This window comes from Nonomuraea sp. JJY05, from assembly GCF_043496855.1.
In the GTDB taxonomy this organism is placed as follows: domain Bacteria; phylum Actinomycetota; class Actinomycetes; order Streptosporangiales; family Streptosporangiaceae; genus Nonomuraea.
In genome coordinates, this window is the sequence record NZ_JBIEIS010000021.1 from 64,667 (window position 1) to 79,426 (window position 14,760).

A 14,760-nucleotide genomic window follows, 5' to 3' on the forward strand; every position below is an offset into this window, starting at 1 on the left:
ATCCGGCTACCAGCGCAGCGGGAGGGCGGCGATGAACTCGCCGAGCCGGTCGGCGATGATCCGGTGGTCGTGGACGGACGGGTGCCAGTGGCAGCCGAGGTAGTCCAGGCCGGATTCGCTGTAGTACCAGTAACGGATGCGATCGTCACCCCTGCTGTTGCGCTCCTGGACGATCTGCCGCGCCGTCTCGGCGAACACGGTGGTGTTGGACATGTAGGTGGCGCTGACCACGATGGTGGTGCGGGGGCCGTACCGGGCTCGGAGCTTGTCGAGGAAGCCCTGGTAAGCGGTGCGATAGGCGGCCACCAGCGTCTCCGGCGTCCATGGCTCGCCCGGGTTGATGGCGGTGGAGAAGTCGTTGATGCCCAGGCCGATCACGACCAGCTGGGGACGCCAGGTGCCCGGGTTCTGCCAGACGTCGCCGTCGACGTTCAGCAGGGCCCGGTCGTAGTAGGTGCGGTAGTCGGTCCCGGGGGCGCTGCCGTTGTAGTTGCGCACCATGCCGCGACCGGAGAAGGCGTTGATCTGGTAGTCGGCGTTCAGACGGCGTGCGGTGAGGGCGCCGAAGCTGAGGTTCGCGTCGGTGGTGCGGGCGACTTTGTCGGTGGTGCAGTCGCGGCTGTCGGAGCGGTTGCCGTAGCCGACGGTGTAGGAGTCGCCGATGAACTCGATCTGCCGGTGCCGCGCGGCGGGCCTGCCGAGGATCGCGCCGCCGGGGGCGGCGACGAAGCCGCCGAAGGCGCTGGTGGCCCACGGGCTCTCGGTGCGTTTGACCAGCCGTACGCGGTGCACGCCGCGGGTCAGGCCGTTGACCCAGTACGTGGTCCGGCCCGGCGTCACCAGGGTGGCGACGGTCGCGCCGTCGACCTCGACGTCGTAGTCGTTGTCGGAGTCGTCGAGGACGATCCCGACGCCGGTGCCGCGGAAGCGGCCCTCGAAGTAGACGCCGGGCCAGCTGTACTGCAAGGAGTCCCCGCCGGCCTTGACGCGGCCGGCGGTGTGCACTTTGGAGAGAGCGCCGGACAAGGGGGTCGCGCTAGCGACGCCGGGCAGCACCAGGGCGCCCGTCAACGCGGCCAGTACCACGGTCACACGCACAGTTCGCACAGCTTCTCCTTCGCGGCTGGGCGATTGTAACGAGCGCCTGCCCGGACGCCGCAAGATCTGATTCCGCTCTTACGCGCCGACCTGGGCTTTCACCGTCGGCTCGATGAACGGAGCCTGAAACTAAGCTGGAAACCGTCTACTTCACGCAGAAATATCGGGAGTCCCATAAGTGGTGAGCATCGCTCAGGAGACGTCGTTCGACGAGGCCGAGATCTTCGCCCTGTACGACTCGGTGGGCTGGCAGCCCTGGACCCGCGACATCGCCAAGGTGTGCCGCAGCCTGGCGAACTCGCACCTCGTCCTCGTCGCCAGGGGCGCGGACGGCCGGCTGCTCGGCCTGGCCCGGACGGTCTCCGACGACGAGATGGTCTGCTACGTGCAGGAGATTCTCGTCGACAAGAGGTTCCACGGCCGGGGGATCGGACGGCAGTTGCTGGAGCGCCTGAAGGAGCGCTATGCGCACTGTCGCTACTTCGTGCTGACCACCGACCACGAGTCGACCCCCGAAGGGGTCGCCAACCACGCCTTCTACCGGCGGATGGGTCTGATCGAGCACCACGAGCAGGGGCTGTCAGCCTTCGGGCTGAGGGTCGGCCACTCCTGAGCGACCCGCCGGCCCGTCACCTGGCCAGCACGTCCAGGTAGTGCTGGTTGTACATGACGCCGAGGACGTTGCCGAACGGGTCGACCACCGACGCGGTGACGAACCCCTCGCCGTGCTGCCTGATCGGCTGGTGCTCCTTGGCCCCCAGGGCGAGGAGCCGGTCGAGGGCAGCCTCCAGGTCGTCCACGTGCCAGTACGTGATCGAGCCGGCGGGCCCGTCGGTCGCGCCCGCCGGGGCGAAGCGGGCGTCGATGATGCCCAGCTCGTGCTGGTAGTCGCCGACGCGGAACTCGATGTAGCCCGGCACCTGGTAGTAGGGCTCGAGACCGAGCAGTTCGGTGTACCAGGTCTTGGCCGCGTCGAGGTCGGCTGCGTAGAAGCTCATGGTGGCGAATCCGCGGAGCATCTGAGTGGTCCTTCCTTCCGGGTGATGTCTACGATTCTTCCGGCTAAAGTGCTCATCCACTGAGCACTTTGCCGAGGAGAATTTCCTGCCATGCGAGCCGATCGACTGGTGGCCGTCCTGCTGCTCATGCAGTCGCGCGGCCGGGTGACCGCAGCCGAGCTGGCCGCGGAGCTGGAAGTGTCCGTGGCCACCGCGCGCCGGGACCTCGAAGCGCTGTCCGCGGCGGGCGTGCCGGTCTATCCGCAGGCCGGACGCGGAGGCGGCTGGTCCCTGCTGGGCGGCGCCAGGACCGACCTCAGCGGCCTGACCGCCAACGAGGCCGAGGCGCTGTTCCTGCTGGCCGGTCCGGCCGCGGCCGCCACGCCCGAGGTCAAGTCCGCGCTGCGCAAGCTGGTGCGGGCCCTGCCCCGGACGTTCAGGGACGACGCCGAGGCCGCCGCCGACGCCGTGGTGATCGACCCCACCGGCTGGGGCGAGCGCGACCCCGACCGTCCCGAGCTGGTGCGGGTCCTGCAGAGCGCCACCGTACGGCGCCACAAGGTCAGGCTCGGGTACGAGGGCCGCTCCGGCGAACGTACGCACCGGCTCGTCGACCCCTGGGGCCTGGTGGACAAGGACGACCTCTGGTATCTGATCGCCGGCACCGAGGCCGGGCAGCGCACGTTCCGGGTGGACCGGATCGCCGAGGCCGAGGTGACGGAGCTGACCTTCGAGCGGCCGGAGGGGTTCGTGCTGTCGGAGGCGTGGGGCAAGGTCGTGGACGAGATGGAGCGGCGGCGCTCGCTGCTGTCCGCGACCGTGCTCATCGCCGAGCGGTTCCTGCCGGTGCTGCGCCACCAGTTCGGGCGCCACTGCGAGGTCGAACGCGTCGAGGAGGACGGGCGGGTCAGGGCCCGCGTGGCGGCGCCGATGGCGCTGTCGATCGCCGAGCAGCTGGCCGGATGGGGGGCGAGGGTGGAGGTCGTGGAGCCGGAGGCGGTCAGGGCCCAGCTGGCCAGGATCGGGTCGGAGCTCGTGGAGCGCTACCGCGCCTGACGGCGTTGAGCAGCTCCAGCGTGGCGCGGTCCGCCTCGTCCGCCGCCAGCCCTGCCACGCGGGGCGGAAGCACACGAGCCCGAGCGGATGCGGCTTGTGCACCTCGAAGCCGGGGTCCGCGGAGATCCACAACGCCAGCTCCTGCGCCAGCGCCACGCCCTTGCGAATGTGCGCGCGCAGTCCTTCGACCCCGTACCAGCGGATCACCGACCACAGCTTCAACGCCCTGAACCGCCTGCCCAGCGGCACCTGCCAGTCCCGGTAGTCGACGACGGAGCCGGTCGCGGTGGCGGACGGGCCGGAGGCTTTCCGCCTCCGGCCCGTCTATGTCGAGCGGTCGAGCGACCGCCTTGGGTCAGTAATGTCTGTGGTGGCGCCGGCCGCCGAACGACTTGCCGATGTGAAAGCCGCCGGGCAGGTGCACGGAGACGTGGCGGCGGCCGTCGGGAGTGGTCGTGACGTGGAAGCGGCGGTTGCCGTAGCTGTGACCGACGCCGTGACGTGACAGGTTGATCCGGAACGGGCCCACCTTGATGGTCTTCCGGTAGTGCCAGCCCATGTCCCTCCTTAGCCGTTCGTGCGCTCACCTTGACAACGGACGGGGCCGCTGTCAGGTTCCGGCGAGTGCTCGGGCCAGGGCTTCGAGGGCGTGCGGGTAGGCGCGTTCGGACGGGGCGGCGTACCCGATGAGCAGGCCGCCGGGGCCGTCGCCGCGCCAGAGCGGGGAGGCGGCGCGCAGCGCGATGCCCCTGCGCTCGCACTCGGCCAGCAGCTCCCCTTCCGTGGGGCCCGCCTCCGGGAGCAGGAGGAGCGCGCGCAGCCCCGCGGCCACCCCGGGCAGGGCGACGCCGGGCAGCGGCTGGCCGGGGCCGGGGCCGAGCCGGGCGAGCAGCAGGTCGCGGCGGCGGCGGTAGCGCAGGCGGGCGGCGCGGATGTGGCGGTCGTAGTCGTGGGTCTCGATCAGCCTGGCGAGCACGAGCTGGCCGAGCACCTCGGTGTGGGCGTCGGCGTGCAGCTTGGCCTCGGCCACGGGGCCGATCAGGGAAGGCGGCACCGCCATCCAGCCCAGGCGCAGGGCCGGGGCGAGGGACTCGGAGGTGGTGCCGACGTACACGACCCGGTCGGGCGCGGTCCCCTGGAATGCGCCGACCGGCTGCCGGTCGTAGCGGAACTCCCCGTCGTAGTCGTCCTCCACGACGAGCCCGCCCCACTCGCGCAGCGCGCAGCGGCGGGCGGGGTGCAGGGGCACGCCCATGGGGTACTGGTGCGCGGGCGTGACGACGGCCGCCGCGACTGCGCCGGTGAGCGCGTCCACCTGGGCGCCCAGCCCGTCCACGGGCAGCGGCACGCTCTCGCGCCCGGCACGGCGCAGCACCTCGCGGTAGAAGTCGTGGCCCGGCTCCTCCGTGGCGATGGGGCCCTCGATCACCTGGACGAGCAGGTTGAGCATCTGGACGAACCCCGTCGTGACCACGATCAGGTCCGGTGTGGTGATCACCCCGCGCGTCCTGCCGAGGTAGTCGGCCAGCGCCGTCCGCAGCTCGATCCGGCCGCGCGGGTCGCATGGGCCGAAGATCTCGGCAGGCGCGGTGGAGAGCACGTGCCGGGTGGCCCGCAACCAGGCCCGCGCAGGGAACGCCGACACGTCGGGCTGCCCGGGCCGCAGGTCATGGAGCGGCGCCCCAGAAGGGCCGGACGGCGGCCGCAGGTCGTGGCCCGGGGTCGGGAAGGGCCCGGACGGCAGCCTCAGGTCGTCGCTCAGCGCCGGGGAGGGCCGGGACGGCGGGGGCGGCGTGGTGGGGGACACGTCCGCCACCTCGGTGGCGGAGCCCGGCCGGGTGGCCAGGTAGCCCTCGGCGACGAGCTGGTCGTAGGCCGCGATCACCGTGCCGCGCGACAGCCCCAGCTCCGCCGCCAGCGACCGCGTCGACGGCAGCCGCGTGCCGCGCGGCAGCCGCCCGTCCCTGACCGCCTGCCGCAGCGCCTCCTCCAGCCCGCGCCGCCGCCCGCCGCCGGTGGGGATCTCCAGATGCAGGTCCACCCCGAAACCGGCCCAATCTTTCCGCACGGAACCGGATCTTACGTGTGGTCCGGTACCTGGGCCTACGGTAGGTGAGCAGGCAGAACCCGGAAGGACGACCTGACCATGATCGTGATCGCTCACCTGAGCGACATCCACATCGGCGCGACGCCCCAGAGCGTCGACCGCGCCGCCGCCGTCATGCGCTACCTCGACGCGCTCCCCGCCGACCTCGACGCCGTGCTCGTCACCGGCGACATCGCCGACCACGGACTCCCCGAGGAGTACGAGGAGGCGCGCAAGCTGCTCTCCTCGCGCCACCCCGTGCTGGTCGGCCCGGGCAACCACGACGTGCGGGAGCAGTTCAGGCGCGTCCTGCTGGGCGACCCGAGCGGTGGCGCGGGCCCGGTCAACCAGGTCCTGCGCACGGAGGGAGCCGTCTACGCCATGTGCGACTCCTCCATCCCCGGCGAAGACGCGGGCCACCTGGACGACGAGACGCTGGCCTGGCTGGACGACGTGCTGGCGGGCGCGGACCGGCCGGTGTTCGTGGCCTTCCACCACCCGCCGGCCCTGCTGCACAGCCCGGTGGTCGACGGCATCAGGCTGCACCGGCCCGAACCCCTGGAGGAGCTGCTCGGGCGCCACCCGGACGTGCCCGCCGTGCTGGTCGGCCACGCCCACACGGGCGCCGCCACCACCTTCGCCGGCCGCCCGCTGCTGGCCGCCCCCGGCGTCGTGTCCACGCTGAAGCTGCCATGGGAGGGCGGCACGACGTTCGCCAACTGCGCCGACTACGACCTCCCGCCGGCGATCGCGTTCCACGTGCTCGACGACACGGGCCGGATGACCACGCACTACCGGGTCGTCGCGTGAAGGCGGGCCTCCAGGTGGAGGCCCGCCCGCGCCGTCACCGCTCGGTCAGCCGTACGAACGTCACCGAGTGCGCGGGGAAGTCGTAGGTGAAGGCCGAGGAGAAGCCGTGCACCTGCCGCTCCACCGGCGCCACCCGCTCCGGCTCGGAGAGCGAGTTCGTGTCGGACGGCGAGCCCGTCAGCGTGGTCACCGTGGCGACCGGCCGGAACCGCGCCGGGCCGAGGTCCACGCTGCCGCGCACGGACGTGTCCTGCACGTTGACGACCTTGAGCGTCACTGACTTCCCGTCCCTGGACACCACCTGGTAGAGCGGCTCCACGACGGCGTTGTCCACGAAGTCGTTGATCTTCTGCCCGTCCAGCCAGGTCGTGATCCGCCGCCCGCTCACCTGGATCTTGATCCGGTAGTCGCGGCCGGTCTCGATCGTGGTGGCGGAGGTGGCGATCGAGGACTTGGCGCCGTTGACGGCCTTCTCGACGGCGGACTGGGTGTTGCCCCAGCCACCGAGGTTCCACCAGTAGAAGTCGCCGGTGTCCTTGACCCCGAACATGATCAGGAAGCCCTCGGCGCCGGCGGTCTTCCTGGCGGTGACCTCCATCGTGTAGTTCGACCAGCCGGCCGAGCCCGCCGTGGACCTGGCGTCCGTCACCTGGGCGGTCTGCGCGTAGGCGCCGTCCTGCACGGCCCAGGTCCCCAGGCCGGGGGTCCACTTGCCGGCTCCGGCCGAGAAGTCGTCCGCCAGCAGCGTGGTCCCGTCGGCGGCAGTGACCTTCACGTCGTCGTAGCGGACGGCGGTGCTCCACGCGCCGAGCCCTACCGCGCCGCCGATGTCCTCGACCGGCCTGCCCTCGCCTGCGAAGGTGCTGGGCAGCACCCGGTCGCCGACGTTGGTGGCGAACAGCCGCTGTACGTAGTAGTTCGGCGAGCCGTAGACCTGGTCGTTGTCGAACCAGATGAGGTCCGGCGTCCAGTCCACGTAGTCCACGTTGGCCAGCAGCGGCGCGTACGAGGCCAGCCGCACGACGTCGGAGTTGCGCTCCAGGCCCGTCATGTACGACGCCTCCGCCAGCGCGTTGTGGAACGCGTTGCCGCGCGAGGCGTACTCGCCCACGAACACCTTCGGCCCGGTGCGGTCATAGGTGTCGTAACGGTGGTTGTTGGTCAGGAACCACTCCGGGCTGTTGTAGTAGTGCTCGTCGACGAGGTCGGCCTTCTGGTCGCGCGCGAACTGCCACATCCGGTCGAACCAGGCGCCCTGCGACGTCTGCCCCGAGTTGCTGATGATCTTGATGTTCGGATATTTGGCCCTGATGGCGTCCGCGAACTTCGGGTAGTTCGCGAAGAACTCGGGATAGATCTCCTCGTTCCCGAGCCCGATGTACTCCAGCCCGAACGGCCTCGGATGCCCGAGCTGGGCCCGCTTCCTGCCCCACTCCGAGGTGACCGGCCCGTTGGCGAACTCGATCAGGTCGAGCGTGTCCTGCACCCACCGGGCCAGCTTGGCCTCGTCGGTCAGCGGCCGGTTCTCGTCGCACCCGTTCACGCCCACGGACAGCACCGGCAGCGCCCGCGCCCCGATGTCCTCGGCGAACTGGAAGTACTCGTAGTAGCCGAGGCCGTAGGACTGGTTGTAGCCCCAGAAGTTGAAGTTGGTCGGCCGCTCCTCGACCGGGCCGATCGTCTCCTTCCACTGGTAGATGCGCCGCCGGTCCTGGTTGTCCGAGTACGGGTCGTACGTGCCGACGTTCGTCACACATCCGCCGGGGAAGCGCAGGAACCTGGGCTTCAGTTCGGCGATCATCCTGGCCAGGTCCGTCCGCATGCCGTGCCCCTTGAACGTGTCACGCGGGAACAGCGACACCATGTCCAGGTCGGTCCGGCCGCCCGGCGCCAGCACCACCAGCCGGCCCGCGTCCGTCGTCCCTGAGGCCGTGAACGACGCGGTGTACTTCGCCCAGCCGCCGGCCTTCACCCGCAGCGTGGCCGTGCCGAGGACGGTGGAGCCGTTCTCCACCGAGACCGTCAGCGGCCCCGCAGAGTCACGCCTGGCCCAGAGCGACACGTCGTACCGCTTGCCCTGCCTCACCGGGATGCCGCGGTTGAATCCGGCGTTGCCCGCGCCCGCGGTGCCGTCGCCGGTCACGTCGAGCCGCAGGTAGTTGCGGTTGTTGGCGTTCAGCGGCTGGTCGGTGCCGATGGCGAGCGTGGCGGTGGCGCCGCGTTCGGCCTTGGACCACGCGGTCAGGCCCGTGTAGGAGCGCTCGTCCACGCTGTTGAACTCGAACGAGCGGTTCTGCACCAGCTCGGCGTAGAGCCCGCCGTCGGCGGCGTGGTTGATGTCCTCGTAGAAGACCCCGTAGAGGTCGGGGCTGACCTTGGTGCCCTTGGCCCTGGTGTCCACGGTCAGCTTGCCCGAGCTGTAGCCCTCGACCCGGAACTTCGTGACCGCCGTCCCCGTGACCAGGGTGCCGTCGGCGACGGAGACGTTCTGTCCGCCCGAGGAGAGCACCACCTTGCCGCCACCCGCGTCCTTGAGCCGGAAGACCGACGCGGTCCCGCCCAGCCGCACCTTCCCGGCGGCGACCCGCAGGTGTTCGCCGCTCGCCACGTCCTTGAGCGTCACGCCGTCGCCGGCGGCCGTGGCCGTGAGGGCCAGGCTGGTCATCCCCGCCTTCGCCGACGCCCGCACCACCCCCGACGGGCCGGCCGACAGGTACGGCAGCGAGCCGGAGCGCAGCGTGAACGCCCCGGACGGAACTACCGGCCTGCCCTCGCTCGCCTTGATCGCGATGTAGTCGAACGCCGCCGTCATCGAGGTGCCGTTCTGCGCCGACAGCGCGAACAGGCCGAGCTGCCTGACGTCCAGCTTCGCGGTCACCTTGGCCGCCTGCACCCAGGCCGAGCCGTCCCAGTACGACGAGACGAACTCGTCCCCGGTCCTGGCCAGCTTGACGATCTCGCCGGTCGAGCCGGGCCGGGCCGCGAAGCTCGCGTTGAACGACGCCCCGACCTCGGTGTCCGTCTCGATCACCGGCCCGCCCGCGGACCCGACGTGGGCGAGCCCGGCGCGTACGTAGTTGTCCCAGTCCTGCCAGGCCAGCAGGCCCGCGCTCTGGAAGTCCAGCGCGACCGGGGCGCTCAGCTTGGTGACCACCTCGAAATCGCCGGCGGGGACGTCCACGAGGAAGAGGTTCCTGGCGGTGTTGGTGCCCTGGTAGGTGTCGCCGGTCAGGCTCTCCACGCGCAGCGCGCCGTCCGACAGCGACCAGCGGGAGCTGTCCGGCGACAGGACCGTCCAGTCCTCACCGAGCGTGGTGCCGTCGAACTGGTCGACCACGGCGCCGTCCGGAACGGGCTCGGCCGGCGATGCCGCCGCGGTGGTCGGCGGTGGCGCCACCAGCGAGGCAACCAGGAGCAGGGCGGATAAGGCGATTCGCGGCATGAGTGGGGCTCCTCAAGGTTGTTAGCGTTAACAAATCAAGTGAGCGTTAACAACGGCGATTCGCGACAAGTTAAGGACTGGCCCCGGCCCTCGTCAAGGCCAAGCCCGTGTGATCCGACCGTAATCACGCGGCCCCTTGACGAGACCGGTTGTTAGCGTTCACAGTCGGGGCGAGCTCACAAGCACTTCAAGACGCTCGTCAGCATCCTCGGCCCATCGAAAAGGTGGGCTCGGCGACGCCCTCGGGGACCAGCGCGGCTGGTGCGTATGCCGTAGCGCAAGGCAGGAAGGCGCCGACGTCCCGCTCTGGGGTGTTAGCGCGAACATCAGAAGGGAAACCCCACGTGTTTAAGAGGATCTCGGCGCTAGTCCTCGCCGGTCTGACCGCGATGTCGATGACCGCGTGCGGCAGCGGTGGCGGCGGCGCTGGTGGCGGCGGCGACTCGATCACCATGGGCTTCTCCCAGGTGGGCGCGGAGAGCGGGTGGCGCACCGCGAACACCAAGTCCGTGCAGGACTCGGCCAAGACCGCGGGCATCACGCTCAAGTTCTCCGACGCCCAGCAGAAGCAGGAGAACCAGATCAAGGCCCTCCGCTCCTACATCCAGCAGAAGGTGGACGTCATCGCCTTCTCGCCGGTGGTGGAGTCGGGTTGGGACACGGTGCTCAAGGAGGCCAAGGACGCGAAGATCCCGGTCATCCTGACCGACCGCGCCGTGGACTCCAAGGACACCTCCCTCTACAAGACCTTCCTCGGCTCGGACTTCGTCGAAGAGGGCAAGAAGGCCGGCCAGTGGCTGGTGAACGAGTACAAGGACAACAAGGACCCGGTGAACATCGTCGAGCTGCAGGGCACGACGGGCTCTGCGCCGGCCAACGACCGCAAGTCCGGCTTCCAGGAGGTCATCGGGGCCGACCCCAAGTTCAAGATCATCGCCTCCCAGACCGGCGACTTCACCAGAGCCAAGGGCAAGGAGGTCATGGAGGCCTTCCTGAAGTCGAACCCGGACATCGACGTGCTGTACGCCCACAACGACGACATGGGCCTGGGCGCGATCGAGGCCATCGAGGGCGCGGGCAAGGTGCCCGGCAAGGACATCAAGATCATCACCGTGGACGCCGTCAAGGACGGCATGCAGGCGCTCGCCGACGGGAAGATCAACTACATCGTCGAGTGCTCGCCGCTGCTCGGCCCGCAGCTCATGGACCTGGCCAAGAAGGTCGTCAAGGGTGAGCAGGTGCCCGCCCGCGTGGTGACCGAGGAGACCACGTTCACGCAGGAGCAGGCCAAGCAGGTCCTGTCCTCCCGCCAGTACTGACCCGCCTTGCGGCCGCGCGCCTCCGCACTCCGGCTGAGGTCCCTGGGATGACGAAGGGGCGCAGGCGCCTCCGCACTCCGGCCGAGGCCGGGGCGCGGGGGCGCGGGGGCGCGGCCGTCCTTCTGAACGCCCCAGGGCCCTGGACCGGGGCGCCAGGGAGGCGTAGTGACGAGGCAAGGCGGTGGTTCCGCGAGGGAGCGCCGCCGTCCGGACTGAGGAGCGGAGGGAGCGCAGCGACCGGAGCGACGAGGGAAGACGGCGGCCGACCAGCGACCGAGCCGCCTCCACGGAGTGGAGGCCATAAGCACAGAGGAGAGACATGGTCACACCCGCGCCGGTCCTGACGATGAGCGGGATCGGCAAGCAGTTCCCTGGCGTGAAGGCCCTGGACGGCGTCGACCTGCGGCTGCTAGCGGGCGAGGTGCACGCGCTCATGGGAGAGAACGGCGCGGGCAAGTCCACCCTGATCAAGGTGCTCACCGGCGTCCATCCCGCCGACGCGGGCACCATCGAGCTGGGCGGCGCGCCCGTCGCGTTCGGCAGCCCCCTGGAGGCGCAGCAGGCCGGCATCAGCACGGTCTACCAGGAGGTCAACCTCTGCACGAACCTCTCGGTGGCCGAGAACATCTTCATCGGCCGCGAGCCCCGGAAAAGGGGTCGCATCGACTGGAAACGGATGCGTACCAGGGCCGCCGAGCTGCTGTCCCGGCTGGAGCTGAGCGTGGACGTGTCGGCGCCGCTGTCGACGTACTCGCTGGCCATCCAGCAGATGGTGGCCATCGCGCGGGCGATCGACATCGAGGCGAGGGTGCTCATCCTGGACGAGCCCACCTCCAGCCTCGACGCCGACGAGGTCGAGCAGCTCTTTAGGGTGATGAGGAGGTTGAAGGAGGAGGGCATCGCCATCCTCTTCGTCTCCCACTTCCTCGACCAGATCTACGAGATCTCGGACCGCATGACGATCCTGCGCAACGGCAGGCTCGTGGGTGAGTACCTCACCTCCCAGCTCCCGCAGGTGGAGCTGGTCGCCAAGATGATCGGCCAGGAGCTGGCCGCGCTGGAGCGGCTGCACGGCGAGGCCAAGGTCTTCGACCGGCCGCTGGTCGAGGCGCGCGAGCTGGGCCGGCCGGGGGCGATCGAGCCGTTCACGCTCACGATCCACGAGGGCGAGGTGGTGGGCCTGGCCGGGCTGCTCGGCTCCGGCCGTACGGAGATCGCGCGGCTGCTGTTCGGCGCCGACCACGCGGGCACGGGCGAGATCGCGATCGGCGGGAGCCCGGCGTCGTTGCGCACGCCCCGCGCGGCCATGAACCACAAGATCGCGTTCTGCTCCGAGAACCGCAAGGCCGACGGCCTCATCCCCGACCTCACCGTACGCGAGAACATCATCCTCGCCCTGCAGGCCACCAGGGGCTGGACCAGGCCGGTGCCGCGCGAGCAGCAGGACGAGCTGGTCGGCAGGTACATCAAGGCCCTCAAGATCAGCCCGCCCAACCCCGAGCACCTCGTACGCAACCTCAGCGGCGGCAACCAGCAGAAGGTCGTGCTGGCCAGATGGCTCATCCTCGAGCCGCGCCTGCTCATCCTGGACGAGCCCACCCGGGGCATCGACGTCGGGGCGAAGACCGAGATCCAGCGCCTGGTGGCCGAGCTGTCCGACGGCGGCATGGCGGTGCTGTTCATCTCGGCCGAGCTGGAGGAGGTGCTGCGGCTCAGCCACAAGGTGGGGGTGCTGCGCGACCGGCGGCTGGTGGCCGAACTGCCCAACGACGACGAGCTCACGACGGACGTGCTCATGGAAACGATCGCGAGCGGAGGCCGGACCTCATGAGGCGGCTGCTCTGGCCGGTGGTGGTCCTCGTACTGCTGCTGGCGCTGAACGTGCTCTTCACACCCAGCTTCTTCTCGATCCAGGTCAGGGAAGGCCACCTGTACGGGAGCCTGATCGACATCCTGCGCTTCGGCGCCCCCCTGATCCTGGTCTCGCTCGGGATGACGCTGGTCATCGCCACCGGCGGCATCGACCTGTCGGTGGGCTCGGTGGTGGCGATCTCGGGGGCGCTGGCCTGCCTGCAGATCAGCGAGGACGCGAGCGTGTTCACCGCCGTGGCGGCGGCGCTCGGGCTCTGCCTGGTGCTGGGGGCCTGGAACGGGTTCCTGGTCGCGACCGTCGGCATCCAGCCGATCATCGCCACGCTCATCCTCATGGTGGCCGGGCGCGGCCTGGCCCAGCTCATCACCGACGGGCAGATCATCACCGTCAACAGCCCGGCCTACAAGCTGATCGGCGGCGGCTACTGGCTGACCGTGCCGTTCGGCATCATCATCGTGATCGGCGTGCTGGCGATCACGGCGTTCCTCACCCGGCGGCTGGCGCTGGGCATGCTGATCGAGTCCGTCGGCGGCAACGCCGAGGCCAGCAGGCTCGCGGGCATCAGGGCGCGCGGGATCATCATCATGGTGTACGCCTTCGCCGCCCTGTGCGCGGGCGTGGCCGGGCTGATGATCAGCTCGAACGTCTCCAGCGCCGACGGCAACAACGCGGGCCTGTGGATCGAGCTGGACGCCATCCTGGCCGTCGTGATCGGCGGCACGTCGCTGTCCGGGGGCCGGTTCTCGCTCGGCGGCACCGTGCTGGGCGCGCTGATCATCCAGACCCTGACCACGACGATCTACTCGATCGGCGTGCCGCCGGAGACCACGCTGCTGTTCAAGGCGCTGGTCGTGACGGCGGTCTGCCTCATCCAGTCCCCGTCCTTCCGGGAGAAGGTGTTCCGCAGACGCGGCCGGACCGCGCCGCCCAGCCCGGCGGCCGAGGAGAAAGTGCGGGTGACAGCGTGACGACGTTGACGGTGGGGCGGGCCAGTGTGCCCGCCAAGTACCTGCCGGTCCTCGTGACCGGGTGCCTGTTCCTGGCCATGTTCCTGGTCGGCGGGATCCGCTACGAGGGGTTCGCCAGCGGGCAGGTGATACTCAACGTCTTCATCGACAACGCCTTCCTGCTGGTGGTGGCCGTCGGGATGACGTTCGTGATCCTGACCGGGGGCATCGACCTGTCGGTGGGCTCGGTGGTGGCGCTGTCCACGATGATCTCGGCCAGCCTCATGGCGGGGCCCGGGTGGCCGCCGTACCTGGTGATCCCGCTGGTGCTGGTCATCGGGTCGGGGCTGGGGCTGGTGATGGGGTACATCGTGCACGCCTTCGACATCCAGCCGTTCATCGTGACGCTGGCGGGCATGTTCCTGGCGCGGGGACTGTGTTACACGATCGGCACGGACTCCATCCCGATCAACGATCCCACCTTCACGGCGTTCGCGCAGGCGAGGATCGACCTGTTCGCCGACATGTGGATATCGCCCAGTGTGATCGTCGCCGTGGTGGTCGTGGTGGTGGCGGCGTACGTGCTGCACTACACGCGCCTCGGGCGCGCGGTGTACGCGACCGGCGGCAGCGAGCAGTCCGCGCTGCTGATGGGACTGCCCGTGGGCCGGACGAAGATCGCGGTCTACACGATCAGCGGGTTCTGCTCGGCGCTGGGCGGCGTGCTGCTGTCGTTCTACATGCTCTCCGGCTACGGGCTGCACGCCGTGGGCATGGAGCTGGACGCGATCGCGGCGGTCGTCATCGGCGGCACGCTGCTGACCGGCGGCAGCGGCTTCCTGCTGGGCACCGTCCTCGGGGTGCTCGTGCTGGGCCTGATCCAGACGATCATCAGTTTCGAGGGCACACTGTCCTCTTGGTGGACCAAGATCTTCATCGGAATGTTGCTCTTCGTCTTCATCTTGCTGCAGCGCCTGTTTTCGGCCCGGTCGAGGCGCTGACCTGCGGCGAAAGTTACCTGAAAGTTTCCGGTAGGTTATGCGCGCCCGTTGACACGAGCGTTGTTAGCGATAACAATCGGCGGAAGCGAACGAGAATTATGTTCTGATTCGTTACTTTCTGTAATCGAAT

Annotated in this window: 12 protein-coding genes and 1 pseudogene; 7 read left to right on the forward strand and 6 right to left on the reverse strand. The window is 69.7% G+C overall.

All coding sequences use genetic code 11. The features are described 5' to 3' along the window. Window positions 1-6: 6 nt before the first annotated feature. Window positions 7-1,107 (reverse strand): SGNH/GDSL hydrolase family protein, encoded by a 1,101-nt coding sequence (locus ACFKCF_RS31055; protein WP_394498806.1) that lies wholly within the window; start codon window positions 1,105-1,107, stop codon window positions 7-9. A gap of 172 nt (window positions 1,108-1,279) precedes the next feature. Between ACFKCF_RS31055 and ACFKCF_RS31060 the strand changes: the two genes are divergently transcribed. Next, complete coding sequence (locus ACFKCF_RS31060; RefSeq protein ID WP_394498807.1) at window positions 1,280-1,711, forward strand: GNAT family N-acetyltransferase; 432 nt, start codon at window positions 1,280-1,282, stop codon at window positions 1,709-1,711. 16 nt (window positions 1,712-1,727) lie between these two features. Here ACFKCF_RS31060 and ACFKCF_RS31065 read toward each other — a convergent pair whose 3' ends face one another. Then, window positions 1,728-2,117 carry a VOC family protein gene (locus ACFKCF_RS31065; RefSeq protein WP_394498808.1) on the reverse strand — a complete coding sequence of 130 codons (390 nt, stop codon included), beginning with the start codon at window positions 2,115-2,117 and terminating at the stop codon, window positions 1,728-1,730. Window positions 2,118-2,207: 90 nt separating this feature from the next. On the opposite strand from ACFKCF_RS31065, the gene ACFKCF_RS31070 reads away from it, so the two are divergent. Beyond that, window positions 2,208-3,152: a helix-turn-helix transcriptional regulator gene (locus tag ACFKCF_RS31070; RefSeq protein ID WP_394498809.1), complete on the forward strand. Its 945-nt coding sequence runs from the start codon at window positions 2,208-2,210 to the stop codon at window positions 3,150-3,152. A gap of 75 nt (window positions 3,153-3,227) precedes the next feature. Here the strand turns inward: ACFKCF_RS31070 and ACFKCF_RS31075 are convergent. From ACFKCF_RS31075 to ACFKCF_RS31085, 3 genes and pseudogenes are all read right to left on the reverse strand, one after another. Then, window positions 3,228-3,416: pseudogene (locus tag ACFKCF_RS31075) on the reverse strand (pyridoxal-dependent decarboxylase); the annotation flags it as partial. A 91-nt stretch (window positions 3,417-3,507) separates the two neighbouring features. Further along, on the reverse strand, window positions 3,508-3,711 hold the full coding sequence (locus ACFKCF_RS31080) for a DUF4236 domain-containing protein (protein WP_394498810.1): 204 nt from the start codon (window positions 3,709-3,711) through the stop codon (window positions 3,508-3,510). A gap of 51 nt (window positions 3,712-3,762) precedes the next feature. Continuing rightward, window positions 3,763-5,220 (reverse strand): PLP-dependent aminotransferase family protein, encoded by a 1,458-nt coding sequence (locus ACFKCF_RS31085; RefSeq protein WP_394498811.1) that lies wholly within the window; start codon window positions 5,218-5,220, stop codon window positions 3,763-3,765. 78 nt (window positions 5,221-5,298) lie between these two features. Between ACFKCF_RS31085 and ACFKCF_RS31090 the strand changes: the two genes are divergently transcribed. Next, entirely contained in the window at window positions 5,299-6,048 is a 750-nt protein-coding gene (locus tag ACFKCF_RS31090; RefSeq protein ID WP_394498812.1) for a metallophosphoesterase, read from the forward strand. 34 nt (window positions 6,049-6,082) lie between these two features. On the opposite strand, the gene ACFKCF_RS31095 is transcribed toward ACFKCF_RS31090, so the two are convergent. After that, window positions 6,083-9,490, reverse strand: a complete 3,408-nt coding sequence (locus ACFKCF_RS31095; RefSeq protein ID WP_394498813.1) for an alpha-L-arabinofuranosidase C-terminal domain-containing protein — start codon at window positions 9,488-9,490, stop codon at window positions 6,083-6,085. 344 nt (window positions 9,491-9,834) lie between these two features. Here ACFKCF_RS31095 and ACFKCF_RS31100 point away from each other — a divergent pair, with 344 nt between their 5' ends. The 4 genes from ACFKCF_RS31100 (at window position 9,835) to yjfF (ending at window position 14,630) form a co-directional block, all read left to right on the forward strand. Continuing rightward, window positions 9,835-10,809, forward strand: coding sequence for an ABC transporter substrate-binding protein (locus ACFKCF_RS31100; RefSeq protein ID WP_394498814.1), 975 nt, complete (start codon window positions 9,835-9,837; stop codon window positions 10,807-10,809). Between the two features lie 319 nt (window positions 10,810-11,128). Further along, complete coding sequence (locus ACFKCF_RS31105) at window positions 11,129-12,640, forward strand: sugar ABC transporter ATP-binding protein (RefSeq protein ID WP_394498815.1); 1,512 nt, start codon at window positions 11,129-11,131, stop codon at window positions 12,638-12,640. Continuing rightward, window positions 12,637-13,650 carry an ABC transporter permease gene (locus ACFKCF_RS31110; protein WP_394498816.1) on the forward strand — a complete coding sequence of 338 codons (1,014 nt, stop codon included), beginning with the start codon at window positions 12,637-12,639 and terminating at the stop codon, window positions 13,648-13,650. The genes ACFKCF_RS31105 and ACFKCF_RS31110 overlap by 4 nt, the downstream gene beginning before the upstream one ends. After that, on the forward strand, window positions 13,647-14,630 hold the full coding sequence (yjfF, locus tag ACFKCF_RS31115; protein WP_394498817.1) for a galactofuranose ABC transporter, permease protein YjfF: 984 nt from the start codon (window positions 13,647-13,649) through the stop codon (window positions 14,628-14,630). Before ACFKCF_RS31110 ends, yjfF begins: the two co-directional genes overlap by 4 nt. Window positions 14,631-14,760: the final 130 nt, after the last annotated feature.